Origin of the sequence: Mucilaginibacter galii (assembly GCF_014635825.1) — a bacterium.
GTDB lineage: Bacteria > Bacteroidota > Bacteroidia > Sphingobacteriales > Sphingobacteriaceae > Mucilaginibacter > Mucilaginibacter galii.
The window spans coordinates 608,080-633,944 of record NZ_BMDO01000001.1 but is presented as its reverse complement, the minus strand read 5'-3'; the positions used below and the strand labels follow the sequence as shown (position 1 = coordinate 633,944).

Here is a 25,865-nt window from a genome sequence, read left to right as displayed (position 1 = left end):
TAATGTTTACCAATACAGCCCGTTTACTGGTTGCAGTGGCCTTTACTTTGCTGGCAGGATTTTTTATTTACCAGCATACTTACGAACTGGCTGCCGTAGCATTGCTTTTTGTAGGCATGCTCATTTGGGGCTATTTTAAAGAGGGTACTATTATACTGGCGGCCAAGCAGTTTCACGTTAAGAATTACCAAAAGGCCGAAGAATTGCTGCTGCAAATTAAACGGCCCGAGTGGTTAAGTAATAAGCGCCGTGGTTTTTATGAGTTCATGATGGGTGGGGTTAGCTTGCACAAGCAAGATTATGCCGCTGCCGATGAACACTACGAACGCGCCACGCAATACCCGCTGCGCACCGTGAACGATTATGTGGCCGCTTTGGTGCATATCGTGAACATCAGCATAAGGCAGGGTAATTACGACAGGGCGCGCACTTATTTGAGTATGGCCGAAAGTAAAGGTGACCAGATAAACGCTAAAATGCGCGCCGTAATTACCAAACTGGAACAGGAATTAGAATCACACAAAAATTAACACAGGCCGGCTGCCGAAGCCGCCCTTATTTATATGGAAAACAACTTATTTTTAAACGCCGCATTTTCACAAAAAACAGAGCGTCCACCCGTATGGATGATGCGCCAGGCCGGCCGTTTTATGCCCCAGTACTGGGAGATCAAAAACAAGTACTCGTTTTTGGAAATGTGCAAAACGCCAGAGATCGCTGCCGATGTAACCATGTTACCGGTAGATCTGCTGGATATTGATGCGGCTATCCTGTTCTCAGATATTTTGGTTACCGGCGAAGCCATGGGCGGCGATTTAAGCTTTACCCAGGGCGTTGGCCCCAAGTTTGCCAACCCGGTACGCACACAAGCCGATATTGATAATTTAAATATTGATTGTTTAGACCGGTTACAATACGTAGCCGACGCTATAAAAGTAATACAGCAACGCCTGAACGGTAAAATACCGCTGATAGGTTTTGCAGGTGCGCCATTTACAGTAATGAGTTATTTGGTAGAGGGCGGTTCTTCACGCGATTTTAAGCTAACAAAGCTTATGCTGCACAACGAGCCAGAAATGGCTCACCAGTTATTGGCTAAAATTGCAAAAGTAACGGCTGCTTATCTTAACCTGCAAATTGAAGCCGGTGTTAACGCCGTGCAAATATTTGATAGCTGGGCACAGGCTTTGGCGTGGGATGATTACAAAGATTTCTCACATCGTTACATAGCCGAGATCATTAGCAACCTGAATCGTAAAGATATTCCGGTGATCTCTTTCTGTAAAGGCAGTTCGGTATTTGCACCGTTGATGGCTGAAGCCAAACCGGATGTAATTTCGATTGACTGGAATGTTGACCTGCTGGATATGAAACAACGTTTACCGCAAAACATAGCCGTTCAAGGTAACCTGGACCCGCATATTTTATATGCCGATAAACCGGTGATTAAAGAACGCATCCACCGTTTATTTGAACGTATGAAAGATACGCCTGGCTTCATCTTCAACCTGGGTCACGGCATTATGCCTGATATTCCTTTTGATAATGTGAAGTATGCGATAGAGGTGATTAAGGAGTATAGATATTAAGCCCCCCTACCCCCTGAAGGGGGAGTTAGTAATTGCAAGGCGTATAATGAAAGTATTATTAGTGAAATGTTTAATCAAAAAGTTCCCCCTTTAGGGGGTTAGGGGGTATGTACTTTTACATAAAAGCCATACATATCATTTTTGTAGTCAGCTGGATGGCAGGGCTTTTTTATGGCGTGCGTTTATTTATCTACCATACCGAAGCACAGGACAAACCCGATCCTGATAAGCGTATACTTACCGCCGAATACGAACGCATAGAGCGCCGCCTGTGGCAAATTATAGCCACGCCGGCCATGATATTGACGCTGATAGCGGGTATTACCATGGTTGTTCTTCAGCCTTACTTAATGCACGAGAACTGGCTGGTGGTCAAACTTTGTTTTGTAGTCGGCCTGGTGGCCTATCATTTAAAATGCCAGGGCATTATGGATGATATGCGAAAAGGTATTTTCAAATGGACTTCGTTTCAGCTCCGTTTATGGAATGAGGTAGCTACTATCTTTTTGTTTGCCATTGTTTTCCTGGCAGTGTTGAAGAGTGCGGTCGATTGGATATATGGCATGATCGGCTTAATTGCCTTTGCCATGATCATTATGTCGGCTGTAAAAATCTATAAGAATTACAGAGTTAAAGCTTCTCAAGGTGCTTTGAAAAAGACGATCTTAATAGTAAAGGATAAGATAGAACATGCAGTTAAACACTATACTGCGGAGGAGTTGTGGGTTAGCTGGTTTGGGGCTTATGATATAGATCCTAAACACCTATCCTATCACATCTGCGTTATGACTGATAAAACAAGGGATGAATTGCAAGCTGATTTAGCCTTGATGCAGAAATTAAGATCTATGCTTGATGAGTTACATTATCCGCCCGAAGTACTTAACAGTATTTTTATTGGTTTTGCATCACAGGAAACGGTCGACAGAGAATATAAAGGGAATTGGTATCACTATTTCAAATAGTAAACAGCTATTCTTTCACCACCACCCCGTCTTTCATCACCATCTTCACTGCTTTCACCGCTTTTATATCTTCCATGGGGTTTCCCTGCACCGCCACTAAATCGGCTAAATAACCATCTTTTACATTCCCTAAATTATTCAAGCCAAACACCTGTGCATTTACCGAGGTGGCTGATCTTAGCACGTCTAAGGGTTTCATGCCGTATTCTACCATCAGCAGCATTTCGCGGGCATTGTCGCCGTGGGTAAATACGCCTACATCGCCTCCCATGCAAATGGTAACGCCGGCTTTTAAGGCGTTGGTAAAACTTATATGCTTTTGCTTAATACGGTCTGGCTCCAAGTCAACGCCTTTTTTCCAGCCTTTGTACGTACTGGTGGCTTCGCCTGCGGCAAGGGTAGGGCACAGTGCTACGTTATGCTCTTTCATGAGTTTAAATATTTCGGGTGTGCCGCTGTCGCCATGCTCAATAGTGGTTACACCAGCCAGCGTGGCCCTGCGCATACCTTCGGCAGTGCTCGAATGTACGGCAACCGTGCGGCCGCTGCTCCCGGCTACTTTAACGGCCAGCTTCAATTCTTCTTCGGTAAAAGTGGGTGCGGCCTGGTCGTTAGCGCCCCAGCGGTAATCGGCATAAAGCTTAATTACATCGGCGCCATGACCTATTTGCGAGCGGATAGCACGTGTTAACCCGTCTACACCATCTGCTTCTTCGGCGCCTTGCGGTAAAACCATCTCAGCTACGGGGCTTTTGGGTCCGTAACTGCCGGTGGCTACAATGGCGCGGGTGGCGGTCATAATCCGCGGACCAACAATCACTCCCTTATTAATAGCAGCTTTCAAGCCTACATCGTCATAGCCTGCGCCCTCGGTGCCTAACTCGCGGGTGCTGGTAAAACCTGCCATCAAGGTTTCGCGGGCATGTATTACTGCGCGGGAGGTACGTTCGGCACGACTCTCGGTAAGTACCTGGTCATTCCAGGTGGTTTCATTATAGGGATGTAAAAACAGGTGTGAGTGACCTTCTATCATGCCGGGCATCAAGGTCATGCCTTTAAGGTCAATTGCTTTTGTGCCTGCAGGCACCTGTATTTCGCCGGCTGGTTTAGCGGCTTCAATATGATTGCCTTTCACCAGTACCCACCAGCCCGTGTGCATATCGTGGCCGTCAAAAACGCGGTCGGGTTTAAAAAGCGTATAAGTATCCGGCGTTTGTGCAAAAAGGCGTAAATGGGTCAACAATAACAGTACAAGAGCAGACAGCATTTTTTTCATAACGTATAAAGATAAAAAATACCCTTAACCGCGCTTTATGAATATCTTTAAAACATTATTGTTACAAATGGCCGAAAAGTTAGAATTACCCATCAATCCATCACAATTAGAAAGTTTAAAGTTAAGTACCATCAGTATTGACGACTTCATCAATGAAATTTTTAAGGATCAGCAGCATCATACTCAAATGTGTTTAGCACTCAGGGAGTATCACCGTAATGATGGTGGTTCGCCCGAAATAGATGCTTTTACTATTGTTAACGCTGTGTTCAACGCGAACGAGTCTACAGGACGCTTTCGCACCGTATTTAAAATAAGATACCATTACACCTGCTCGGATGTACGGAATGCGGCTAATGACACTATTGACTGGAATTTCAAGATAGAGAAGGACATAATGCTGCTCACCGGCGAAGAACCTTGGGTGCGCGAGGGGGATGAGTTTTAGCCCCTCCCAACCCTCCCCGGGGAGGGAGGAGCCCCCTCTAAATCTCCCCCGGGAGGGGAGACTTAAGATTTTTAAAGCCCTCCCTCCCGGGTAGGGTTTGGGAGGGGCTTAATTTTTTTTTCAAAACCCGTGCAACCATTCTGCCCAAAGCTTCATCTACCTATCAAATGATGTTTTTAAAGCATAAATATTCGACCGAAGACCTGATTGAAAAATGTAAAGCCGCCGACCGCAAGGCCTGCGAAATGCTTTACAAACAATTTGCTTCGAAAATGCTGGCCGTGTGCCTGCGTTATGCCACCGATAAAATGGAGGCGGAGGATATGCTGCAAAACGGATTTATAAGAGTTTTTAACAAGATAAGCGATTACCGGGGCGATGGAAGCTTTGAAGGATGGATGCGCCGCATTATGGTACATAGCTCCATTGAATATTACCGCAAACATCACAAAATGGTAAAGGTTGATATTGAGGAAAGCGGTTACGAGCAATCGGTTAATGCAGCGGCGTCATCAAGCCTGGAGGCTAAAGACCTACTGCGCATGATACAGGAGTTACCCGCAGGATACCGCATGGTGTTTAACCTGTATGCGGTAGAAGGCTACTCACACCGCGAAATAGCCGAGATGGCGGGCATTACCGAGGGTGCTTCAAAATCGCAGTTATCAAGGGCACGCACCATGTTAAAGCAGAGAATTGAAAGTTTGGACAAAAAAAAAAATTATGAATATGCAGGATAATGAATTTGACGATCTTTTCCGCTCAAAGTTGGGTGGTTTAGAGGTACAGCCTTCTGCGCACGTGTGGGATAATATAGCGGCCGGGTTAGGCACTCCGAAAAAGAAAAGCATATTGCCCATGTTGAGCATGGCAGCAACAACTTTGATATTATTAGCGGCTGGCACCTGGTTTTTGTTAGACAAGCCTGTTAAACAGGTGCAAAACCAAGTGGTACGTACAAAAACTACGGTGAGTAACAAACCGGTAGCAGAACCGGCAACAGCGCAGGTTGAAGGGCCTGAAATGGTAGAGGCCACTTCACAGCTTATTACAGCTGGCAAGTCAGCCACCAACCATATAGCAAAAGTTAAGGTACAGCCTGCAGTGGTGCATAAAGTTAGTGAACCCTTGAATGCTGCTCCAGTGGTAACCCCAACAAGCACCGATGTTCAACCCCAACAGGTTTTAGCTGCGGTTCCAGTTCAAGCCGTTGCTCACCCGGTTTTGCCCGAAATACAATTGGCAAGCAGTACGCTTAATAACGACATACCGGTTTTAAAATCGATAAATGCAACGGCGCCGGTTACCGTGACCGCCAGCCAAATAGAAAAGAAGAAGAAACACGGCATCCATTCCCTGGGCGACCTTATTAACGTAGTGGTATCTAAAGTAGATAAACGCGAGGATAAGCTGATAGAGTTTACCGAAAGCGACGACGATGAGTCGAACGTAACGGGTATAAACCTGGGCATTATCAAAATCAAGAAAGAAAAATAATCACTCAATCTAAAACATCATATATAACATGAAGCGCTTACTTATTACCGCCATACTATGCGCGGCAGGCACCGGTTTGTTTGCACAAACTACTACTACCACCGTTACCAAAACCACGGTTACAACCGATACTAAGGGAGATACCATACAAGTAAAGTCTGATACCATTAAATCGAAAAGAAAAGGATTTAGGTTTTCTTTCGGCAAAGGTGAAGACGCCAGTTCTGTATCGGTAAACCGCCACGATACTATTACCGAACACTCGAAAGCACCAGGCTTTTCATGGGGCTTAACTTTTTCGCGTTTTGATTTGGGGTTGGCCACTTTGGTTGATAACGGCAGCTTTAACCTATCGCCGCAAAATAACTTTTTGCGCTACCGTTCATGGAAGAGCAGCAACGTAGGGTTTGATATTATCCAGGCCGGTTACCGCTTCAACAGTGCCTTCCGCATCTACGTATCAGGCGGGTTTGATTGGACGCACATCCGCTTGCGCGAAAATATTACCATACAGCAAGACGGACCTGACGATGCCCTGCGCTATACCCAGGACGGTATCATTTACAGCAAAAACCGTTTTACTTCCAGCTATTTCCGCATTCCGTTAACATTTGACTGGAGAAGTCATGTAAACGATGAAGGCAAACGTTTCCACTTAGCCGGCGGACCAATGATAGGTATCTTATACAACGGCCGTGTTAAGCAAATAAGCGATGAGAACGGTAAAGAAAAATTTAATAACGATTATCACTTTACCAAAGTACGCTACGGCTTAACCGCCCGTGCAGGTTACGGTTCATTCGGTATCTACGCCAAATACTACTTTAACGATATGTTTGACACCGCACAGCAAGCAGGGCTGAAGAACTTCTCTTTCGGCTTCATGTTTGGATTTTAAACCCCTCCCAACCCTCCCCAAAGGGGAGGGCTTTTAAATATAATCCCCCTCTCCTTTGGAGAGGGCTGGGGAGAGGTGTATCTTTGCCTTAATGTCAGATTCTACTCCATTTCTCCAAGCTACAGCGCTCAATAAAGTATATCCCGGCAAACATCAGTCGGGTGTGCACAACATCAACTTAACCATACAGCAGGGTAAAATTACCGGCATTATTGGCGAAAGCGGAAGCGGAAAAAGTACTTTGCTGCGTTTGTTGTTCGGCTTATTATCGGCAGATAGTGGTGAGGTGAGGTTTGAGGGAGAGCGTGTATGGGGGCCGGTTGAAAAACTGATACCGGGCCATGATGCCATGAAGATGGTAACCCAGCACACCGACGACCTGAACCTCTTTGCCAAAGTTTGGGATAATATCTCGGTATTGCTGCCCAACACTGATTTAAAAACTAAGACAGAACGCCCTGAACAAGTACTGCGCCAGCTCAATATGTTCCACCTGGCCGATAAGCGCGTGGCCGATCTTAGCGGTGGCGAAAAACAGCGCGTAGCCATAGCCCGGTCACTGGTATCTCACCCAAAGGTTCTGTTATTAGATGAACCCTTTAACCAGGTAGATACCACCTTCAGAGACGGACTACAGCAAGACATCCGAAAGATTGTTAGAGAAACGGGTTTAACCGTGATCATTGTATCGCATGACCCGGCCGAAGTACTCTCCATGGCCGATGAACTGGTGGTAATTAAAGGCGGTGAAATTTTGGAAACAGGTACACCCAAACAACTTTATAATCAACCACAAAACCTTTATACGGCCCGTTTATTGAGCAACTGCAATGTGCTGATGCGCGAAGAAGCGAGAGCGCTAAGGGTTAAGGCGGTTAAAGAAGAAGTAGTCATTTATCCCGAATGGATAACGCCTGTAACCACCGGAAAAAATTTAGATTGGGCTGTTAAAGAGATCCTGTTCAAAGGCTCGCACGAAGATGTGCACCTGGAATATGGCCCCATCGAAATACATCTCACCAACCACGAACCGGGCTTGTTTGATAACTACAGTCATATTGGTATTGTAGTGACGAAGTATTTGGAATTTTAGTAGAGTCTGTTAATTGGAAAATTCCAAGATGTAGGTATGCAAAGAATTGACCTGCCTCAATAAAGACTCAAAACTGTGATTTTTTCATCGGCCATAATTGCAATCTGTTTTGTTTGATTATTGAATATTATTGCAGGGACTGAGGCTTTTATATTGATTATAGAAGAATTTTGTTTGCCGCTGTCAATTTCTTTATTTTCCGCTATCGTTTCACCTGTAATAATATTGACAATCTTAGGGAAACAAAACATGTCCCATGCTTGGCTGGAGTCAATAGCATATAAATTCGCGGTGCTGTCCTTGGTTCTTACAGGTTTTGATAATTCATTGGTTTTCAAATCCCATAAAGCAATGTGTTTAGGTGGTAAACATTCTATATTATCTTCATTAAAGATTTCATCAGATGAACCAATTACAACGGTTTCATCATCTATAAAACTTGCTGTACAAATTTCGACACCTACATTAGGGCAAAGTTGAGGATCGTCTAATAACTTGGGGTTATTAAGGCATTTTATTATGTCGAAAACTACGATTTCATCTAAAGGGTGCCATACCCAGCCTTTGCTCATTAAAAACGTACTATTAGGGCTAACTTCTAATCTGGAATAGAATCTGTCACTTAAATCTCTGCCATCAATATTTGTAATGATTTCGCCGGTTTCGACATTTTCAAAGTCAAGTTGATTATACGCAATTGGGCAATGAATAAGATAAGTTGTGTTTTCTAACGTTACAAATACAGCTGGAAACTCATATGCATTTGCACAATAGTATGAACGGTTAATCTCCTTTACAATATCTCCGTTTTTTAATAAAAGGCCTTTTGTTCCAAGCTTTTGATAAAAAAACACATAAACACCATCCCTTGAATTAATTGCGCTGTCAAAATCGTAAGGATAATGATAATCAAGATGCTTTTTCGTGCCATCTAACTCATATCTTATTCCGGAGGCCCAGTCTACTATACTATTACCTTGCCAGCAAATCGTTTTTACAAAATCTGCTGTAATTGACTGGGTTTTCATTTACCGTAGATAACTATGCAATTCACCAAAGCATTTAAAATTTAAACGAAAGTCTCACTACAATTCGAAAATAGGTAAATAATACTCTCTCTTACACCAGATATTCAAACAGTGTCTGATCCCTGTTGATCTCTATTACATCAAATTTATGCGCTTCCATGCGTTGCATAATGGCGGGATAGTCTTCGGCCGATTTTAATTCGATGCCTACCAAGGCAGGGCCGCGCTCACGTTCGGTTTTCTTGATGAACTCGAAACGGGTAATATCATCGTGCGGGCCTAATACATGGTTCACAAACAGCTTTAAAGCACCTGGGCGCTGCGGAAAACGAACGATGAAGTAATGTTTCAACCCTTCGTACAGCAAAGATTGCTCCTTGATCTCACCCATGCGGTCAATATCATTATTGCCCCCACTGATAATGCAAACCACCTTTTTGCCTTTAATTTCTTCCTTGCAGAAATCGAGCACAGCTACCGATAGGGCACCGGCAGGCTCCACCACAATAGCATCCTCGTTGTATAGCTTCAATATAGTGGTACACACCTTACCCTCGGCTACCGAAAGCATACTATCCAGCACCTCGCTGCAAAGCTGATAAGTGAACTGGCCCACACGTTTAACTGCGGCACCATCAACAAAGCGGTTAATTTGCGATAGCGTATAAGGCTGGCCGCGGCGTATGGCTTCGACCATAGACGATGCTCCTTCAGGCTCTACACCTATGAGTTTAATGCCGGGGTTAACTTGTTTGAAGTAGCTACCGGCACCGGCAGCCAAGCCACCACCACCTACGGGCATAATTACCACTTCGGTGTCGGGCAGGTCTTCCAACACTTCTATACCTACTGTGCCCTGGCCTTCAATAATGCGGTAATCATCAAATGGGGGGATGAAGGTTAGTTCGTGCGCTTCGGTGTAGGCTAATGCTTCGCGAAGGCAATCGTCAAAAGTATCGCCGGTCAAAATGATCTCGATGTTACCGTTGCCGTGCATTTCGGTTTGCTTAACCTTTTGCTTGGGAGTAATTTCGGGCATAAAAATAACGCCCTTAATACCCAGCCTACGGCATGAAAAAGCTACGCCCTGCGCATGGTTACCTGCACTGGCGCAAACCACACCACGCTGGCGCTGTTCTTCACTTAGCTGACTAATCATGTTATAAGCGCCGCGCAGTTTATAAGAACGTACCACCTGGAGGTCTTCGCGCTTAAGGTAAATCTCGCATTCGTACTTGTCAGACAGTCCCTGGTTAAATTCCAGCGGTGTGCGGCGCACCACGTTTTTTAAACGTTCCTGGGCCGATACAAAATCGAGCTGCCTTTGGGTTTCGGTATCCATTTGTTATTGTTTAACCAAACGATGCGCTACCAAAGTGAGCAGGTCGTTATCATCTAAATTCAATTTATTATCGGCTAATTTGAGGAAATTCTGGTAAGCTACAGCCAGTTCTTCTTTATTCAAATTGTGGCCCAGGCGATCTAAGTGAAATTTCAGCGCATGGCGACCGCTACGGGCAGTTAACACAATAGTGGCACTTGGAAAGCCCACATCCTCCGGGCGAATAATCTCATAGTTCTCCCGGTTTTTCAAGAAACCATCCTGGTGTATACCCGAACTGTGTGCAAAGGCATTACTGCCCACAATGGCTTTGTTAGGCTGTACCGGCATACGCATTTGGCTGCTAATCAAACGGCTTAACTCGTAAAAGCTTTGCGTATTGATGTTGGTGTGCAAGCCTAATACCTGGTGCGTTTTCAAGATCATGACCACTTCTTCGATAGACGTATTACCGGCACGTTCGCCAATGCCGTTAATGGTACCTTCTACCTGGCGGGCACCGTTTTGCAAACCCGCTATAGAGTTGGCCGTAGCCAAGCCCAAATCGTTATGGCAATGTACCGAAATGATGGCTTTATCAATGTTCTTAACGTTCTCTTTCAGGAAACGGATCTTACTGCCATATTGGTCGGGCAGGCAATAACCGTTAGTATCGGGTATATTCACCACCGTAGCACCCGCGGCAATTACAGCTTCCACCATTTTGGCTAGGTATTCAATATCGGCGCGGCCGGCATCTTCAGCATAAAACTCAATGTCTTCAACCGATTTTTTGGCGTATTTAACTGCGTCAACAGCACGCTCCAAAATTTCTTCGCGGGTACTGTTAAACTTGGTCTTAATGTGCATGTCTGACGAGCCTATACCCGTATGAATACGCGGATGCTTGGCATATTTTAGCGCTTCTACGGCGGCATCAATATCGCCTTTGTGGGCACGTGTAAGCGCACAAATAGTTGGGTTGTTAACTGCTTTGGCAATTTCTACTACGCTTTGAAAATCGCCGGGGCTCGAAGCCGGGAAACCAGCCTCAATAATGTCAACGCCCAGCGCTTCCAGCTCGCGCGCAATCTCTATCTTTTCAGGCGTGGTTAACTGGCAGCCCGGTACCTGCTCACCATCGCGCAGGGTGGTGTCAAATACGTAAACTCGGTTTGGATCGTGTAACATAGCTTTTTATTTTTAGTAGCAAGTATCAAGTAGTAGTATCAAGATGTACTTATCAAATACCAAAACAGCTGTCTTGATACTTGATACTAACTACTTGATACAAAAAAGCTACTCCTTTACCGCTGTAAATCTTAATCTTTTATAGTCTGCATACCATTGCCCGTTTTCGTTATAGTGGGGCTCCAGTAATGCGGTTATTTCTTCTATTAATGGGGTTTGTTTTTCTTCGGGGATGCCCATAAAATATTGCGAGCCAAACATTTTAATCCATTTGGCTACGCCTTGGTCGCCGTCTTGCAGAGGTGTTTTACGGTCGAAGTGGGCCGCAAAGGTTACCCGGAAACCACCGCGCTCCAGGCGGGTAGCATACTCGCCTACTGAGGGAAAGTACCATATTTGTGTTTCGGCTTGTTGCAGGTAGCCGTGCTTAACCAGCACTTGTTTTACGGTAGAACGGAGTTTGGCTACATTGCCTTTTCCACCCATTTCGGCTACAAAGCGGCCGCCGGGTTTCAAGGCTTCGTAAACCGATTTAATAACACCATCGGGGTTATGAATCCAGTGCAGTGCAGCGTTAGAGAACACGGCATCAAACGGGTATTCTCCTTTAAAATTGGCTGCATTGGCTACCTCGAATTTTATATCGGGGTACTTGAAGCGAGCTTGTGCTATCATTTCGGGCGAGTAGTCGTTGCCGGTAACCTCGGTGCCTAAATCCTTGATCTTTTTGGTCAGGTCTCCCGTTCCGCAACCTATATCTAAAATAGTTTCGCCCGGTTTTGCGTCCAGCAGTTCGAGCACACTGGTGCCAAACTGTGATACAAAACTATGCTTGTCATCGTATAAATCTGCGTTCCATTTCATAAGCCCCTCCTAAATCCTCCCCGGTAGGGAGGACTTTAATTAAAGTGTTTAGTGTTATAATGTAAATACGTCATTGCGAGCGACAGCGTGGCAATCTCCTGCATGCAGGTAACTAAGCGTTAAGAGATTGCCACGTCGCTATCGCTCCTCGCAATGACATAATATTTCTCAATGTTACGTCGCTAAAAACTGCAATACCATTTTGCCCATTGCTTCGGTACCTAATACCTTGTCAGCTTCGGTATGTGTATCGGCAATATCGCCGGTGCGGTAACCTGCTTTCAATACCTTGTCAATAGCGGTGGTGATGCTTTTGGCTTCCTCTTTCAGGCCGAAGCTAATCTCCAGCATTAGGGCGACCGATAGGATAGAAGCCAGCGGATTAGCTTTGTTTTGCCCGGCAATATCATGTGCCGAACCGTGGATAGGTTCAAAAAAGCCTGTACCATCACCAATAGAGGCTGAGGCCAGCATACCCATGGAGCCAGCAATTTGCGAGGCTTCATCAGTTAATATATCGCCAAATAAATTAGCAGTTAAAACCACATCAAACTTTTTAGGGTTCTTTACCAGCTGCATGGCCGCATTGTCTATAAACATATGCTCGGTTTCCACATCGGGGTATTGTTTGGCCAGTTCCTGTACTACCTCGCGCCATAGGCGTGATGATTCTAAAACGTTGGCCTTGTCTACCGAACATAAACGTTTACTACGTAAACGGGCGGCTTCAAAAGCTTTATGAGCAATGCGCTCTACCTCGTAACGGTGATAGATCATGAGGTCGGATGCCGTGTTGCGGTCTTCGCTGCGGTTTTTCTCGCCAAAATAAACGTCGCCGGTCAATTCGCGGAAAAACAGGATATCGGTACCTTGCAAAACGGCAGGCTTAAGGCTTGATGCATCCAGTAGTTCATCAAAAAGCATGATGGGGCGTAGATTTGCATATAAGCCCAATTCCTTGCGGATCTTTAACAATCCTTGCTCCGGACGAACCTTTGCCGATGGGTCGTCGTCGTATTTAATATGGCCTATAGCTCCGAATAAAATAGCATCGCTGGCTTTGGCTTTTTCCAATGTTTCGTCGGGCAGCGGACTGCCTGTAGCCTCGATGCCGGCATGACCCATCAAAGCTTCGTCATAAGTAAACTCATGACCATAGGCTTGAGCAATATGCTCTAAAACTGCCTTACCCCAGGTGGTAACCTCGGGACCAATGCCATCGCCGGGGATGACTAATATGTGTTTTTTAATACCCATTGCAATTTAAAAATATGTCATTGCGAGGAGCGATAGCGACGTGGCAATCTTCATGCGCTTGGTTACCGAATCGCAGGAGATTGCCACGCTATCGCTCGCAATGACATTTAATTTTATCTATTTATTTTCGAACTCTGTTATCAGCTCCTTCTTGCTTAAAATGTAATCAATGTCATCATAGCCATTGGTCATACAAGCTTTTTTGTATGGATTGATCTCAAAGCTTTCCTGGTCGTCGGTTTTGGCAATGCGGATATACTGATTTTCCAGATCGACCTCTACCTCGGCGTTAGCATCTTCAAAAACTACCTCGAATAATTTCTTTAAAAATTCATCGCTCACCTGGATGGGCAGTAGGCCATTGTTTAAAGCATTACCTTTAAAAATATCGGCAAAAAAGCTGCTTACTACTACATCAAAGCCATAATCGGCAATGGCCCAGGCCGCATGTTCGCGACTGCTGCCGCAACCGAAGTTTTTACCCGCTACCAGGATCTTACCCGAGTAGGTGGGGTGGTTGAGTACGAAATCCTGCTTTGGATTTCCCTCATTATCAAAACGCCAGTCGCGAAAAAGGTTATTGCCAAACCCATCACGTGTAGTAGCCTTTAGGAACCGCGCCGGAATGATCTGATCGGTATCTATATTTTCGATAGGTAGCGGAACTACCGAGGTTTGTAAGTGTTTAAATATTTTGGTTGCCATACGTCTGAACCGGAATTTTAGAAATTTATTGAATTGACAGAATTCTTTAAATTCGGGTTAATCTTTTTGTTAAATAATCTTTTAAATTGTAAGCTGTTGCTACCGAAGTTTATAAGCAAACCAGTTCTTACATGGTATGCTTCCAAGTAGTTGATTGCTTGCGCTAAGTGAATCTCTTCTAACTGAACAAGGGCTTTTAGCTCAACCATAATCTCTCCTTCAACAAAGAAATCTACTCGTCTTGTACCTATATGCTCCTCACGATACATGATTGGCATTGACTTTTCACGCTCAAATTTCAAATCGGCTAAGCCCATCTCAATTTCTAACGCGCGTTGATAAATTACTTCTTGAAAACCGTTACCTAATGTAGTATGAACACGCATAGCACAACCAATAATTGTACTCGTACAATCATTAAATTCCTGCCGTGTTTTGTTGTCCATACTTGTCATTTAGAAAATCAATTCTGTTAATTACACTAATTCTTGAAATTCCGGTTCAGACAGCAAAAACTCGCGTATATCGGTAATCTTACCCGTAACCGCCGCCGCCGCTGCCGTTAACGGACTGGCCAGGAATGTGCGTGAATTGGGTCCTTGTCTGCCTTCAAAGTTGCGGTTAGAGGTAGATACACAGTATTTACCTGCGGGGATCTTATCCTCGTTCATGCCTAAACAGGCACTGCAACCTGGTTCTCGCAAGGGGAAACCTGCGGCTTCAAATACTTTATCCAAGCCTTCTTCAATGGCTTGCAGCTGTACTTGCTTACTGCCGGGTACTACCCAAACAGTTACATTTTCGGCCTTTTGCTTGCCTTTGATGAAAGCTGCTACCTCACGCAGATCTTCAATGCGCGAATTGGTACAGCTACCAATGAATACATAATCAATAGGTTTGCCCAGCATCGATTCATCATCGTGCAGGCCCATATATTTTAAAGCATTGGCATACGAGCCTTGCTCTTTGGTTTCAAAACTTGAGGTTTCGGGCACGTGCTGCGTAATGCCAATGCCCATACCCGGGTTGGTACCGTAGGTGATCATCGGCTCAATATCGGCCGCATCAAAATACAGTTCGCTGTCAAATACGGCATCTTCATCAGAGTAAAGGGTTTGCCAGTAGGCTGCCGCTTTATCCCACTCTTCGCCTTTAGGGGCAAATTCGCGGCCGTTAACATAGTCAATGGTAGTTTGATCGGGTGCAATTAAACCACCGCGGGCGCCCATTTCAATGCTCATGTTACAGATTGTCATGCGGCCTTCCATACTCAGTGAACGGATGGCATCGCCAGCATACTCCACAAAATAACCGGTACCGCCGGCAGCCGATATCTTGGAAATGATATACAGGATAATATCTTTTGCGCCTACGCCTTTTTGAAGTTGTCCGTTTACTTCAATTTTCATGCGTTTAGGGCGTTGCTGCAACAGGCATTGGGTTGCCATTACCTGCTCTACCTGCGAGGTACCTATACCAAACGCAATAGCGCCAAAAGCACCATGGGTTGAGGTATGACTATCGCCGCAAACGTAAGTACAACCGGGACGGGTAATGCCCAGCTCGGGGCCAATTACATGTACAATGCCTTGGTAGGGGTGGCCTAAGCCGTAAAGTTCAATGCCAAACTCTGCACAGTTTTTGGTCAGCATATCTACCTGGTAACGCGAAAGCTCTTCCTTAATAGGCAAGTGCTGGTCCCAGGTAGGCACGTTATGATCTGCTGTGGCCACGGTTTGTTTCGGCCTGAAAACAGGTAAGCCACGGTCGCGTAAGCCATCAAAAGCCTGCGGACTTGTTACCTCGTGTATAAAATGTGTATCGATGTACAATACATCAGGGAAGCCCTCATTGCTGCTCACAATGTGTGCATCCCAAATCTTATCAAATAAAGTAGCCCCTCCCCGGCCCTCCCCGGGAGGGAGGGAGCTGCTGTTGAAATTCTTTTCAGTTGACATTTACTTCTCTCTTCTGTTAGTTTAATTACGCTAATATCGTAATTTAAAAGTCCTCCCCTTCCGGGGAGGATTTAGGAGGGGCCTTAGGCTTCTACTTCTTGGTTTTCAGGGCGCAGGCTGCGTACGGTTTTACCGGCTTGCCACATTTCGCTATCACGTAATTCGGCAAGTTCAATGTTCAGTTTTTCGCGGTAATCTGGCTGGCTGTTGCTATCTATAGAGCGTTGTGATTCTTTACCGGTGGCTACGCTTTCGTAGAGTTCTTCAAATACCGGTTTAGTAGCATCACGGAATTTCTTCCACCAGTCTAACGCGCCGCGTTGTGCGGTGGTAGAGCAATTGGCGTACATCCAGTCCATACCGTTTTCGGCAACCAGTGGCATTAGCGATTGGGTTAACTCTTCTACAGTTTCGTTGAAGGCCTCAGAAGGTAAATGGCCTCTGCTGCGTAACACATCATATTGTGCGGCAAAAATACCCTGGATACAACCCATCAGCGTGCCACGCTCGCCGGTTAAATCGCTGTATACTTCTTTTCTAAAGTCGGTTTCAAATAAATAACCGCTACCCACAGCAATACCCAGGGCAATTACGCGCTCAAAGGCTTTACCTGTAGCATCCTGGAAAATGGCGTAGCTTGAGTTTAAGCCACGGCCTTGCAAGAACATACGACGCAGTGACGTACCCGAACCTTTAGGGGCAACCAAAAACACATCTACATCGGCAGGAGGAATAATGCCGGTTTGCTCATTAAAGGTGATACCAAAACCATGAGAGAAATATAAGGCCTTGCCCGGGGTTAAGTGTTTTTTAACCGTTGGCCAAAGTTCAATCTGGGCAGCATCGCTTAATAAGTAGCAAATTACAGTTCCTTTTTCAAGAGCTTCTTCAATTTCAAACAAAGTTTCGCCGGGAACAAAACCATCGCTTACGGCTTTATCCCAGGTTTTAGAGTTTTTACGCTGACCAACAATTACATTAATGCCATTGTCTTTTTGGTTTAGCGCCTGGCCCGGACCTTGAACACCGTAGCCAATTACCGCTACTACTTCATCCTTTAATACATCCTGTGCTTTTGATAAAGGAAATTCATCGCGGGTTACTACGTTTTCTACGCTGCCGCCAAAATTTAATTGTGCCATTTCTTTATTTAAGTTATTGTGTTATGATTTCGTTATTAAGTTATTTTGTTATTAGGTTGTAAGTTAAAGGCAGTGACTAATAACTCAATAACCTAATAACTGCTTTACATGGTAAATACTTTCTGCCCCTGGTTCAGGTATTCGTTTTCGTTTACATCTTCACCGGGTTGATCCTGTTCAAATTCGCGCAGTTTGCGGTTAAAGCCATCGCTGTCTTTAATAATGGCAATGCGGGCACTGCGTACAAATTCAATGAGGCCAAAAGGCTGGAGTACGCTGATCAGGTTATCGGTTTCTTCACGGTGACCGGTGGTTTCGAACACGATATAATCCTTACGGATCACTACGGCACGGGCACCGTTCTCGCGCAATAAACGCTCAACCGAAGCTTTCTCGGCAATAACATCGGCCGGCACTTTATAGAGTGCCATTTCCTGCCAAATAATATCGGCGTTGGTATGGTAGTATACTTTTAAAACCTCTACCTGCTTTTCTATTTGGCGGCAAACCTTGCGTACCACTTCTTCGGTTTCGGTAATTACAATATTGAAGCGGTGAATGCTCTCAATTTCTGATGGAGAGGTGTTCAGGCTGTCGATATTAATTTTACGACGGGTGAAGATGATGGCAATGCGGTTTAATAAACCAATTTGGTTTTCGGTGTAAACAGTAATGTTAAATTCCTGTCGAGCCCCTCCTAAATCCTCCCCGGTAGGGAGGACTTTTGAATTTATATCGTTTTTATTTAATTCTGTACTCATGGTATATTGCTTTGCTTGTTAAGCCCTCCCTCCCGGGGAGGGTTTGGGAGGGGCTATTTTAATCTGATTTCGCTTACACTGCATCCCTGTGGTACCATCGGGAATACGTTGTTTTCCTTGGTTACAAATACTTCGAGTAAGAAAGAGCCTTTATGGTCTAACATTTCTTTTAGCGAAGATTGCAGTTCTTCGCGTTCTTTGATGCATTTACCGGCTATGCCGTATCCTTTAGCTACCTGTACAAAATCGGGGCTTTGAATATCTACAAATGAATACCGGCGCTCGTTAAACAACTCCTGCCATTGGCGCACCATGCCTAAGAAGCGGTTATTTAAGATGATGATCTTTACATCCACGCCGCTTTGCATAATGGTACCTAGTTCCTGCAAGGTCATCTGGAAGCCGCCATCACCAATAATGGCAACCACGGTACTTTCTTGCGCACCAAATTTAGCACCTATGGCAGCTGGAAGGGCAAAGCCCATGGTACCTAAACCACCGCTGGTTATATTGCTGCGGGTTTTATTGAACTTGGCATATCGGCAGCCCACCATTTGGTGCTGGCCAACATCGGTTACAATAATGGCATCGCCGTTGGTTAGGTTGTTCAGTTGGTCTACCACCTCACCCATGGTCATTTCGCCACTGGTAGGGTGCAGTTCTGCATCTATAACGGCTTCCACTTCCTGGCGGGTAAATTCATTAAATTTTGCCAGCCATTCGGTATGTTGTTTAGCTTCTACTAAATTGGTTAACAGGGGAAGGGTTTCTTTGCAATCGCCCCAAACAGGCACGTGTGTTTTAACATTCTTGTCTATTTCGGCTGGGTCAATATCCAGATGGATGACCTTGGCTTGTTTGGCATATTTATCTAAACGGCCGGTTACGCGGTCGTCAAAGCGCATACCAATGGCAATAAGCACATCGCATTCGTTGGTCAACACGTTAGGTCCGTAGTTGCCATGCATGCCTAACATACCTACGTTCAGGGGATGATCTGTTGGGATAGCACCTGCGCCCAAGATAGTCCATGCCGCCGGGATACCGCTTTTTTCAACAAAGGCTTTAAATTCTTGCTCGGCACTACCCAGCAATACGCCCTGTCCCCAAAGAATGAATGGCTTTTTGGCTTCGTTAATTACTTTTGCCGCCTGCTCAATAAATTGCGGGCGAACAATAGGTTTTGGACGATAGCTGCGGATATGGTTACAAGGAGTATAACCCTTGAAGTTGAACTTCTGGATTTGCGCGTTCTTGGTAATGTCAATTAACACAGGTCCTGGTCTGCCGGTACGAGCTATGTAAAATGCCTTGGCAATAGCCTCGGGGATTTCTTCGGCATCGGTTACCTGGTAGTTCCATTTGGTTACCGGGGTAGTGATGTTGATCACATCAGTTTCCTGAAAAGCATCGGTACCTAGCAAATGAGCAAATACCTGACCAGTGATACAAACCAACGGCGTGCTGTCAATTTGAGCATCGGCCAAGCCGGTTACTAAGTTAGTAGCACCCGGACCGCTGGTTGCAAAAACGACGCCGACCTTGCCTGATGAACGGGCATAGCCCTGTCCGGCGTGGATGCCTCCTTGCTCATGGCGCACCAGGATGTGGTTTAACTTCTCTTTGTAATCATACAAAGCATCATAAATAGGCATAATAGCGCCACCCGGGTAACCGAAAATGGTATCTACGCCTTCCACTAAAAGAGCTTCTAAAAGCGCTGCCGAACCCGAAAGTTCGATGCCTGCTTTTTCTTCAGGTGCGGTTAGTACGTCTTGCTGTGCAACTTCCATAGTATTCAAGTTATATGTTGTAAGTTGAATGTTGTGAGTATTTGTTATAATTCAGGTGTAATTACTTACAACCTTTAACTCACAACCTACAACTCAATTATTCCATTTCATCTGTAACGCAACCTTCGGCTGCTGTGCTTACCGTTTTGGCGTAGCGGTATAATAAGCCTTTGGTAACACGCAGCGCCGGCTGCTGCCAGGCTGCTTTACGGGCGGCCAGTTCTTCGGGGCTTATCATTAAGTTGATACTGTTTTTAGTGGCGTCAATTTCAATGCGATCTTCGTCTTTTACCAGGGCTATGGTGCCGCCACGATAGGATTCTGGAGTGATATGGCCTACCACAAAACCATGGGTGCCACCGCTAAAACGGCCATCGGTTATTAATGCTACCGAACTTCCTAAACCTGCGCCAAATATGGCCGATGTTGGTTTCAACATTTCCGGCATTCCTGGTGCGCCTACCGGACCCACATTACGGATCACTACTACATCGCCGGCTTTAACCCGGCCGGTTTGTATGCCATCTATTAAATCAAACTCCCCGTCAAAAACGCGGGCAGGGCCTTCAAATTTTTCACCCTCTTTACCGCTTATTTTGGCTACGCTACCACCTTCGGCTAAGTTTCCGTAAAGTATTTGCAGGTGGCCGGTAGCTTTTACAGGCGCTTCAAGGGGCCATATAATTTTTTGAGTGTCAAAGTCAAGTTCAGGAACATCAGCCAGGTTTTCGGCTACGGTTTTACCGGTAACTGTCATACAATCGCCATGTAACCAACCCTGGCTCAGGCAGTATTTCATTACTGCGGGTACGCCACCAACGTTATGCAGGTCAGTCATCATATACTTACCGCTTGGTTTCATATCGGCCAATACCGGAATACGGTCGCTAATGATCTGAAAATCATCTTGGGTAACTTTTATATCAACACTTTTTGCCATGGCTATCATGTGCAATACTGCGTTAGTACTGCCGCCTAACACCATAATGATCACCATAGCGTTCTCAAACGCTTTTCGGGTCATGATATCACTTGGCTTAATATCTTTTTCCAATAATATTTTTATGGCTTTACCGGCTGCCAGGCATTCAGCTTTCTTTTCATCGCTCAACGCCGGATTGCTTGATGAGTAAGGCAAACTCATGCCTAATGCCTCAATAGCGGCTGCCATGGTATTAGCAGTATATACACCCCCGCATGCGCCTGCACTTGGGCAAGCATTTTTAATAACGCCTATATAATCTTCCGGACTAATGGTGCCGGCAATTTTTTTACCCAATGCTTCAAATGCCGATACAATGTTCAGGTCTTCTCCCTTCCAGTGTCCCGGGTGAATAGTGCCACCATACACCATAATTGACGGGCGGTTTAAACGGCCCATAGCAATGATAGAACCCGGCATATTTTTATCGCAACCAGGCAGGGTGATAAGTCCATCGTAATACTGGGCAGCGGTAACTGCTTCAATCGAATCGGCAATTACATCACGGCTTATCAGCGAGTAACGCATACCGGGGGTTCCATTTCCCATGCCATCGCTTACGCCTATAGTATGAAAAATGAGGCCAACCAAATTTTCGGACCAAATACCTTCCTTTACCATTTTTGCTAAATCGTTCAGGTGCATATTGCAGGTATTGCCATCATAACCCATACTGGCAACACCTACCTGAGCTTTTTTCATGTCATCGTCAGTTAAACCAATGCCGTAAAGCATGGCTTGTGCCGCAGGCTGGGTAGGGTCTTGGGTAAAGGTTTTACTGTACCTGTTCAATTCTGTTGCTTCGGTAGTATCGTTAGTGAAACTCATTATATAAGTAGCGCTGTTATTAGTGTATGTAAATTCTACAGCTTTCGGGCTGCCCGAAAGCAGAACCTTTTGCCGTAAGAGTTTAGTTGTTATTAATTTATTAGGTTAGTAAATCAATATTTGTAAGGTAGAGAGAACCTCTAAATCTGGCAATAACAGAAAAATAAATTTTTAATAAGTTTTATATTCTGAATTATCTCAATAAGCAGAATATAATTCTTTTAAAATTAAAATTATTGAAATTATATTTGTAAGTGCTTATACCAAAGTTGAAATTGGTATTCGGTATATATGTTATGCATGCATAGTAATGAGGCGGTATTCGGCGTAAAATGGGTAGGGATGGTGTGAGAAGTTGTATAATAAAGCGCTTAGATTGTTTAATAATTACTGAATGTAACTCATTTCGAAAAGTGCTATTTTGCAAAGATGATGACGGGTTGTGTTTGCTGGTTACTGCGTTTTGAACTTCGTATTGTGCTGATGAACCTTCTTCGTCTCGCTCATTGCCGCGAGTGGCTACTACTTTTGTCTTAGCCACAAAAGTAGCAATAAGGCCAAGCCAGCGCAATCCCTGTCTTTGCACACAAGGCCAACTCCCGGCCGGGTGCGCTGGCGGGCCTACGCTTTTTTGACTGCTTTAAGGTTTGACACGTATTTGCCTTGACAGATATTATACTTTATCAATTCCCTCCCCGGGGAGGGTAGGGAGGGGTTTAATGAAGAGTTCGCCAACCATGTGTGTCAAAACCCTCCCTGCCATCACACCAACCAGCCGCACCCCCGCCCAAAGGAGGAAAATTTTCGATGTAGCTTTCAAATCCTTCCCCAAGGAAGGTGCTTACTTGTTCGAACGAGATTTCTTGCCATCGTTCGGAATGAGAAATCCCATAAAAAAAACGCCCGACTGAATCAGCCGGGCGTTTAAAATAAGATTGAGCAAATTAGCGTTGGGTAATACCCTCGGCTAAAACCATCACCTGGTTATTGTTAGCTTCTACCACACCACCTTTAATCAAGAAAACACTTTCCTTCGCATTTTTATCAATACCTCTAACAATGAGCTTGCCATCTTCAAGTGTAGAAATAATTGGGGCGTGGTTATTCAATATTTCAAATGATCCCAAAGTGCCTGGCAGGGTAACCGAGGTAACCTCGCCCTCAAACACTTTTTTATCGGGAGTAAGAATTTCTAAAGTCATATAACCCCTCTCTAATCTCCCCAAAGGGGAGAGGTTTTAATTTTAATTTATTATCTTCCTCAACTCCTCCCGTTTGGGGAGGTCGGGAGGGGTTTAGTTATTCGCTTCGGCTAACAGTTTCTTGCCTTTTTCGATAGCATCGTCGATGTTACCTACCAAGTTGAACGCAGCTTCAGGGTATTGATCCACTTCGCCGTCCATGATCATGTTAAAGCCTTTAATAGTATCTTTAATGTCAACCAATACACCTTTTAAACCGGTGAACTGCTCGGCCACGTGGAATGGCTGAGATAAGAAACGTTGCACACGACGGGCGCGTGATACGGTTAGCTTATCTTCTTCAGATAACTCATCCATACCTAAAATGGCGATGATATCTTGTAGTTCTTTATAACGTTGTAAAGTTTCTTTAACACGTTGTGCAGTATTGTAGTGCTCATCGCCCAAAACGTGAGCGCTCAGGATACGTGAAGTTGAATCCAGAGGGTCAACCGCAGGGTAAATACCTAACTCAGCAATTTTACGTGAAAGTACGGTAGTAGCATCTAAGTGGGCGAAGGTTGTAGCCGGCGCAGGGTCAGTTAAATCATCGGCAGGTACGTAAACCGCTTGTACCGATGTAATTGAACCACGTTTGGTTGAGGTAATACGCTCTTGCATCACACCCATTTCGGTAGCCAGTGTTGGCTGGTAACCTACTGCCGATGGCATACGGCCTAATAGTGCCGATACTTCAGAACCTGCTTGGGTGAAACGGAAAATGTTATCGATAAAGAAAAGGATATCGCGGCCTTTGCCATCAGCATCACCATCACGGAAATATTCGGCAATAGTTAAGCCCGATAAAGCTACACGTGCACGTGCACCCGGCGGCTCGTTCATTTGACCGAACACAAATGTTGCTTTAGAGTCTTTTAATTCTTCTTTATCTACTTTAGATAGGTCCCATCCGCCTTCTTCCATAGAATGCATGAAAGCATCACCATATTTAATAATGCCCGATTCCAGCATCTCGCGCAGTAAGTCATTACCTTCACGGGTACGCTCACCTACACCTGCAAACACCGATAAACCGGCATAAGCTTTCGCAATGTTGTTGATCAGTTCCTGAATTAATACGGTTTTGCCAACACCGGCACCACCAAATAAACCAATTTTACCACCTTTTGCATATGGCTCTAAAAGGTCAATTACCTTAATACCGGTAAACAGTACTTCAGTTTCGGTAGATAAATCTTCAAATCTTGGAGGGTTTGCGTGTATACCACGACCTTGAGTGGTATCTAAAGACGGTAAACCATCAATAGCTTCACCAACCACGTTAAATACGCGGCCTTTAATATCGTCGCCTATTGGCATACGGATAGGTGATTCCAGGTCAAGTACCGGCATGCCGCGTAATAAACCGTCGGTCGAGTCCATGGCAATTGCACGTACACGATCTTCGCCTAAGTGTTGCTGAACTTCTAAAACGATTTTTTGACCATTGCTTTTGGTGATCTGCAATGCATTATAAATTCGGGGAAGATGTGCATCGTCGCCAAAGTTTACGTCAACTACCGGACCAATAATTTGTGAGATTTTTCCAATGTTTGGCATATATACCTTACGTAATATTTAAAAAATTGATAATGAAACAAATCTGTACGAGGTACAAGACACTATTTCGGAGCGCAAAGTTAAGGTTTATAATGAATTTTTAATTACATATCTACAACAATTTTAAACTAAAAACGGTAATAACAGCACATTATTAATTTTTCTATCTTAGCAACCTTTTTTGCAAACTATCCGTTGTATTAAACCAATTTATAACTATGAGAAAAATTTTACTTTTAATGCTGGCATTCTTGCCGGCGGCTGTTTTTGCGCAGGGTTTCCAGGTTAATCTCGAAGGGCAAAAGCAAATAGGTATGGGCCATACAGGTACCGGTTTGCTTTTAGATGGCTCGTCGGTGTTTTTTAACCCAGGTGCGGTAGCCATGCTGCCCGAAAATTACATTCAGGGTGGTATCAGTCCGCTGTGGTTTAAATCGGGCTTTGTGCCAACCGGCTCTAACGTACAATACAATACGGCCAATAAGGTGGCAACACCATTTAATGCGTACGGCGTTTGGGGCCCAAAAGCTGCCCGCTGGAAAGTAGGTTTGGGGGTATATACGCCTTACGGTGGTTTAACCGACTGGGGAAATACCTGGGCTGGTAAGTACGTCTTAACATCGCTTGATTTAAAGACCATCTTTTTTCAACCAACATTCAGCTACAAAATATCAGATATGATTAGCATAGGTGCGGGCTTCGTGTACAATCACGGCAGCGTAAATCTTAAACGCGCCATACCGCTGGCCGATGCCAATAATCCATCTGGCGAAGCCGAACTAAAAGGCGGCGGCACAGGTTACGGTTACAATGCCGGTGTGTTTATTGATACCAAAAAGGGTTTAACCATTGGTGTTACTTACCGCTCTAAAGTAGATACCAAGCTAAATGATGGTGATGCTTTGTTTACTGTTCCGGGAAGCCTGAAAGGAAGTTTCCCAAGCCCTAACACTTTCAAGGCCCAGTTGCCGCTGGCGGCCACTACCTCTATTGGCTTTGGTTACACATCATCGGCCAAATGGTTGTTAGCTTTAGATGCCAATTATGTACAGTGGGATGTTTACAAAGAATTGGCTTTCGATTACGCCCAAAACACCGCTGCACTGCAAGACACCCGTTCGCCGCGTAACTACAAAAATGCCGTGAGCCTGCGTGCAGGTGCACAATATAAAGCCAGCAATGAGTTTACCCTGCGCGTGGGTGGTGGCTATGCCTCAACCCCGGTTAAAGACGGTTACGTAACCCCCGAAGTTCCTGATGCCAACCGCGGCTTTTACACCGCTGGTTTAACTTACAAAGCCAGCCGCCATTTCGATCTGGATGTTTCGTTCGAGTATGAGCACCTGGGCAGCCGTACGCAAAACAATATCGAGTCTAATCTATCGGGTACATTTAAAAGCAATGTGTATATACCGGGTGTAGCCTTGGTATATCACTGGTAAGCTCATCCTAAATCCTCCCCGGGAGG

24 protein-coding genes are annotated in these 25,865 nt (G+C 44.9%); 9 read left to right on the top strand and 15 right to left on the bottom strand.

Features of this window, described 5'->3' with window-relative positions; translation table 11 throughout:
- Positions 1 to 2 precede the first annotated feature (2 nt).
- The 3 genes from IEV61_RS02780 (at position 3) to IEV61_RS20730 (ending at position 2,554) form a co-directional block, all read left to right on the top strand.
- Complete coding sequence (locus tag IEV61_RS02780; RefSeq protein WP_188413563.1) at positions 3 to 530, top strand: tetratricopeptide repeat protein; 528 nt, start codon at positions 3 to 5, stop codon at positions 528 to 530.
- A 33-nt stretch (positions 531 to 563) separates the two neighbouring features.
- A complete protein-coding gene (gene hemE / locus IEV61_RS02775; RefSeq protein WP_188413561.1) occupies positions 564 to 1,589 on the top strand; it encodes a uroporphyrinogen decarboxylase in 1,026 nt (341 codons plus the stop codon).
- Positions 1,590 to 1,696: 107 nt separating this feature from the next.
- Entirely contained in the window at positions 1,697 to 2,554 is an 858-nt protein-coding gene (locus IEV61_RS20730; protein ID WP_188413559.1) for a CopD family protein, read from the top strand.
- 7 nt (positions 2,555 to 2,561) lie between these two features.
- Here IEV61_RS20730 and IEV61_RS02765 read toward each other — a convergent pair whose 3' ends face one another.
- Positions 2,562 to 3,830, bottom strand: coding sequence for a metal-dependent hydrolase family protein (locus IEV61_RS02765; protein ID WP_188413557.1), 1,269 nt, complete (start codon positions 3,828 to 3,830; stop codon positions 2,562 to 2,564).
- A 37-nt stretch (positions 3,831 to 3,867) separates the two neighbouring features.
- Between IEV61_RS02765 and IEV61_RS02760 the strand changes: the two genes are divergently transcribed.
- The 5 genes from IEV61_RS02760 to IEV61_RS02740 all read left to right on the top strand — a co-directional run bounded on the left by IEV61_RS02760 (position 3,868) and on the right by IEV61_RS02740 (position 7,766).
- Positions 3,868 to 4,278, top strand: coding sequence for a hypothetical protein (locus IEV61_RS02760; protein ID WP_188413555.1), 411 nt, complete (start codon positions 3,868 to 3,870; stop codon positions 4,276 to 4,278).
- A 167-nt stretch (positions 4,279 to 4,445) separates the two neighbouring features.
- A complete protein-coding gene (locus IEV61_RS02755; protein WP_308472313.1) occupies positions 4,446 to 5,018 on the top strand; it encodes an RNA polymerase sigma factor in 573 nt (190 codons plus the stop codon).
- Positions 5,002 to 5,775 (top strand): hypothetical protein, encoded by a 774-nt coding sequence (locus IEV61_RS02750; RefSeq protein WP_188413553.1) that lies wholly within the window; start codon positions 5,002 to 5,004, stop codon positions 5,773 to 5,775. Before IEV61_RS02755 ends, IEV61_RS02750 begins: the two co-directional genes overlap by 17 nt.
- A 28-nt stretch (positions 5,776 to 5,803) precedes the next feature.
- Complete coding sequence (locus IEV61_RS02745; protein ID WP_188413551.1) at positions 5,804 to 6,673, top strand: outer membrane beta-barrel protein; 870 nt, start codon at positions 5,804 to 5,806, stop codon at positions 6,671 to 6,673.
- A 91-nt stretch (positions 6,674 to 6,764) separates the two neighbouring features.
- A complete protein-coding gene (locus IEV61_RS02740; protein ID WP_188413549.1) occupies positions 6,765 to 7,766 on the top strand; it encodes an ABC transporter ATP-binding protein in 1,002 nt (333 codons plus the stop codon).
- A gap of 56 nt (positions 7,767 to 7,822) precedes the next feature.
- Here IEV61_RS02740 and IEV61_RS02735 read toward each other — a convergent pair whose 3' ends face one another.
- The 14 genes from IEV61_RS02735 to atpD all read right to left on the bottom strand — a co-directional run bounded on the left by IEV61_RS02735 (position 7,823) and on the right by atpD (position 24,397).
- A complete protein-coding gene (locus tag IEV61_RS02735) occupies positions 7,823 to 8,794 on the bottom strand; it encodes a hypothetical protein (protein ID WP_188413547.1) in 972 nt (323 codons plus the stop codon).
- 91 nt (positions 8,795 to 8,885) lie between these two features.
- The gene (gene ilvA, locus IEV61_RS02730; RefSeq protein WP_188413545.1) at positions 8,886 to 10,136 is read right to left on the bottom strand and encodes a threonine ammonia-lyase IlvA; all 1,251 of its coding nucleotides are present in this window, start codon (positions 10,134 to 10,136) and stop codon (positions 8,886 to 8,888) included.
- Positions 10,137 to 10,139: 3 nt separating this feature from the next.
- On the bottom strand, positions 10,140 to 11,306 hold the full coding sequence (locus tag IEV61_RS02725) for a 2-isopropylmalate synthase (protein WP_188413542.1): 1,167 nt from the start codon (positions 11,304 to 11,306) through the stop codon (positions 10,140 to 10,142).
- 108 nt (positions 11,307 to 11,414) lie between these two features.
- The gene (locus IEV61_RS02720) at positions 11,415 to 12,170 is read right to left on the bottom strand and encodes a class I SAM-dependent methyltransferase (protein ID WP_188413540.1); all 756 of its coding nucleotides are present in this window, start codon (positions 12,168 to 12,170) and stop codon (positions 11,415 to 11,417) included.
- Between the two features lie 174 nt (positions 12,171 to 12,344).
- A complete protein-coding gene (gene leuB / locus IEV61_RS02715) occupies positions 12,345 to 13,421 on the bottom strand; it encodes a 3-isopropylmalate dehydrogenase (protein WP_188414418.1) in 1,077 nt (358 codons plus the stop codon).
- Positions 13,422 to 13,544: 123 nt separating this feature from the next.
- The gene (leuD, locus tag IEV61_RS02710) at positions 13,545 to 14,132 is read right to left on the bottom strand and encodes a 3-isopropylmalate dehydratase small subunit (RefSeq protein WP_188413539.1); all 588 of its coding nucleotides are present in this window, start codon (positions 14,130 to 14,132) and stop codon (positions 13,545 to 13,547) included.
- Between the two features lie 17 nt (positions 14,133 to 14,149).
- Positions 14,150 to 14,578, bottom strand: coding sequence for a GxxExxY protein (locus IEV61_RS02705; RefSeq protein ID WP_229747009.1), 429 nt, complete (start codon positions 14,576 to 14,578; stop codon positions 14,150 to 14,152).
- Between the two features lie 30 nt (positions 14,579 to 14,608).
- Positions 14,609 to 16,090 (bottom strand): 3-isopropylmalate dehydratase large subunit, encoded by a 1,482-nt coding sequence (leuC, locus tag IEV61_RS02700; protein ID WP_188413537.1) that lies wholly within the window; start codon positions 16,088 to 16,090, stop codon positions 14,609 to 14,611.
- Positions 16,091 to 16,173: 83 nt separating this feature from the next.
- Positions 16,174 to 17,232, bottom strand: a complete 1,059-nt coding sequence (gene ilvC, locus IEV61_RS02695) for a ketol-acid reductoisomerase (RefSeq protein ID WP_188413536.1) — start codon at positions 17,230 to 17,232, stop codon at positions 16,174 to 16,176.
- 104 nt (positions 17,233 to 17,336) lie between these two features.
- A complete protein-coding gene (gene ilvN, locus IEV61_RS02690; protein ID WP_188413534.1) occupies positions 17,337 to 17,993 on the bottom strand; it encodes an acetolactate synthase small subunit in 657 nt (218 codons plus the stop codon).
- 53 nt (positions 17,994 to 18,046) lie between these two features.
- Complete coding sequence (gene ilvB / locus IEV61_RS02685; RefSeq protein ID WP_188413532.1) at positions 18,047 to 19,786, bottom strand: biosynthetic-type acetolactate synthase large subunit; 1,740 nt, start codon at positions 19,784 to 19,786, stop codon at positions 18,047 to 18,049.
- Positions 19,787 to 19,883: 97 nt separating this feature from the next.
- Positions 19,884 to 21,596, bottom strand: a complete 1,713-nt coding sequence (ilvD, locus tag IEV61_RS02680; RefSeq protein ID WP_188413531.1) for a dihydroxy-acid dehydratase — start codon at positions 21,594 to 21,596, stop codon at positions 19,884 to 19,886.
- A gap of 944 nt (positions 21,597 to 22,540) precedes the next feature.
- On the bottom strand, positions 22,541 to 22,798 hold the full coding sequence (gene atpC / locus IEV61_RS02675) for an ATP synthase F1 subunit epsilon (protein ID WP_188413529.1): 258 nt from the start codon (positions 22,796 to 22,798) through the stop codon (positions 22,541 to 22,543).
- A 93-nt stretch (positions 22,799 to 22,891) separates the two neighbouring features.
- A complete protein-coding gene (atpD, locus tag IEV61_RS02670; protein WP_188413527.1) occupies positions 22,892 to 24,397 on the bottom strand; it encodes a F0F1 ATP synthase subunit beta in 1,506 nt (501 codons plus the stop codon).
- A gap of 218 nt (positions 24,398 to 24,615) precedes the next feature.
- Here atpD and IEV61_RS02665 point away from each other — a divergent pair, with 218 nt between their 5' ends.
- The gene (locus IEV61_RS02665) at positions 24,616 to 25,839 is read left to right on the top strand and encodes an OmpP1/FadL family transporter (protein ID WP_188413525.1); all 1,224 of its coding nucleotides are present in this window, start codon (positions 24,616 to 24,618) and stop codon (positions 25,837 to 25,839) included.
- Positions 25,840 to 25,865 lie beyond the last annotated feature (26 nt).

What these genes read in the sequence shown, in the direction of transcription:
- IEV61_RS02780 (WP_188413563.1), top strand. Translation starts at nt 3, where the DNA reads ATGTTTACCAATACAGCCCGTTTACTGGTTGCAGTGGCCTTTACTTTG.
- hemE (WP_188413561.1), top strand. Translation starts at nt 564, where the DNA reads ATGGAAAACAACTTATTTTTAAACGCCGCATTTTCACAAAAAACAGAG.
- IEV61_RS20730 (WP_188413559.1), top strand. Translation starts at nt 1,697, where the DNA reads ATGTACTTTTACATAAAAGCCATACATATCATTTTTGTAGTCAGCTGG.
- IEV61_RS02765 (WP_188413557.1), bottom strand. Translation starts at nt 3,830, where the DNA reads ATGAAAAAAATGCTGTCTGCTCTTGTACTGTTATTGTTGACCCATTTA.
- IEV61_RS02760 (WP_188413555.1), top strand. Translation starts at nt 3,868, where the DNA reads ATGAATATCTTTAAAACATTATTGTTACAAATGGCCGAAAAGTTAGAA.
- IEV61_RS02755 (WP_308472313.1), top strand. Translation starts at nt 4,446, where the DNA reads ATGATGTTTTTAAAGCATAAATATTCGACCGAAGACCTGATTGAAAAA.
- IEV61_RS02750 (WP_188413553.1), top strand. Translation starts at nt 5,002, where the DNA reads ATGAATATGCAGGATAATGAATTTGACGATCTTTTCCGCTCAAAGTTG.
- IEV61_RS02745 (WP_188413551.1), top strand. Translation starts at nt 5,804, where the DNA reads ATGAAGCGCTTACTTATTACCGCCATACTATGCGCGGCAGGCACCGGT.
- IEV61_RS02740 (WP_188413549.1), top strand. Translation starts at nt 6,765, where the DNA reads ATGTCAGATTCTACTCCATTTCTCCAAGCTACAGCGCTCAATAAAGTA.
- IEV61_RS02735 (WP_188413547.1), bottom strand. Translation starts at nt 8,794, where the DNA reads ATGAAAACCCAGTCAATTACAGCAGATTTTGTAAAAACGATTTGCTGG.
- ilvA (WP_188413545.1), bottom strand. Translation starts at nt 10,136, where the DNA reads ATGGATACCGAAACCCAAAGGCAGCTCGATTTTGTATCGGCCCAGGAA.
- IEV61_RS02725 (WP_188413542.1), bottom strand. Translation starts at nt 11,306, where the DNA reads ATGTTACACGATCCAAACCGAGTTTACGTATTTGACACCACCCTGCGC.
- IEV61_RS02720 (WP_188413540.1), bottom strand. Translation starts at nt 12,170, where the DNA reads ATGAAATGGAACGCAGATTTATACGATGACAAGCATAGTTTTGTATCA.
- leuD (WP_188413539.1), bottom strand. Translation starts at nt 14,132, where the DNA reads ATGGCAACCAAAATATTTAAACACTTACAAACCTCGGTAGTTCCGCTA.
- IEV61_RS02705 (WP_229747009.1), bottom strand. Translation starts at nt 14,578, where the DNA reads ATGGACAACAAAACACGGCAGGAATTTAATGATTGTACGAGTACAATT.
- leuC (WP_188413537.1), bottom strand. Translation starts at nt 16,090, where the DNA reads ATGTCAACTGAAAAGAATTTCAACAGCAGCTCCCTCCCTCCCGGGGAG.
- ilvC (WP_188413536.1), bottom strand. Translation starts at nt 17,232, where the DNA reads ATGGCACAATTAAATTTTGGCGGCAGCGTAGAAAACGTAGTAACCCGC.
- ilvN (WP_188413534.1), bottom strand. Translation starts at nt 17,993, where the DNA reads ATGAGTACAGAATTAAATAAAAACGATATAAATTCAAAAGTCCTCCCT.
- ilvB (WP_188413532.1), bottom strand. Translation starts at nt 19,786, where the DNA reads ATGGAAGTTGCACAGCAAGACGTACTAACCGCACCTGAAGAAAAAGCA.
- ilvD (WP_188413531.1), bottom strand. Translation starts at nt 21,596, where the DNA reads ATGAGTTTCACTAACGATACTACCGAAGCAACAGAATTGAACAGGTAC.
- atpC (WP_188413529.1), bottom strand. Translation starts at nt 22,798, where the DNA reads ATGACTTTAGAAATTCTTACTCCCGATAAAAAAGTGTTTGAGGGCGAG.
- atpD (WP_188413527.1), bottom strand. Translation starts at nt 24,397, where the DNA reads ATGCCAAACATTGGAAAAATCTCACAAATTATTGGTCCGGTAGTTGAC.
- IEV61_RS02665 (WP_188413525.1), top strand. Translation starts at nt 24,616, where the DNA reads ATGAGAAAAATTTTACTTTTAATGCTGGCATTCTTGCCGGCGGCTGTT.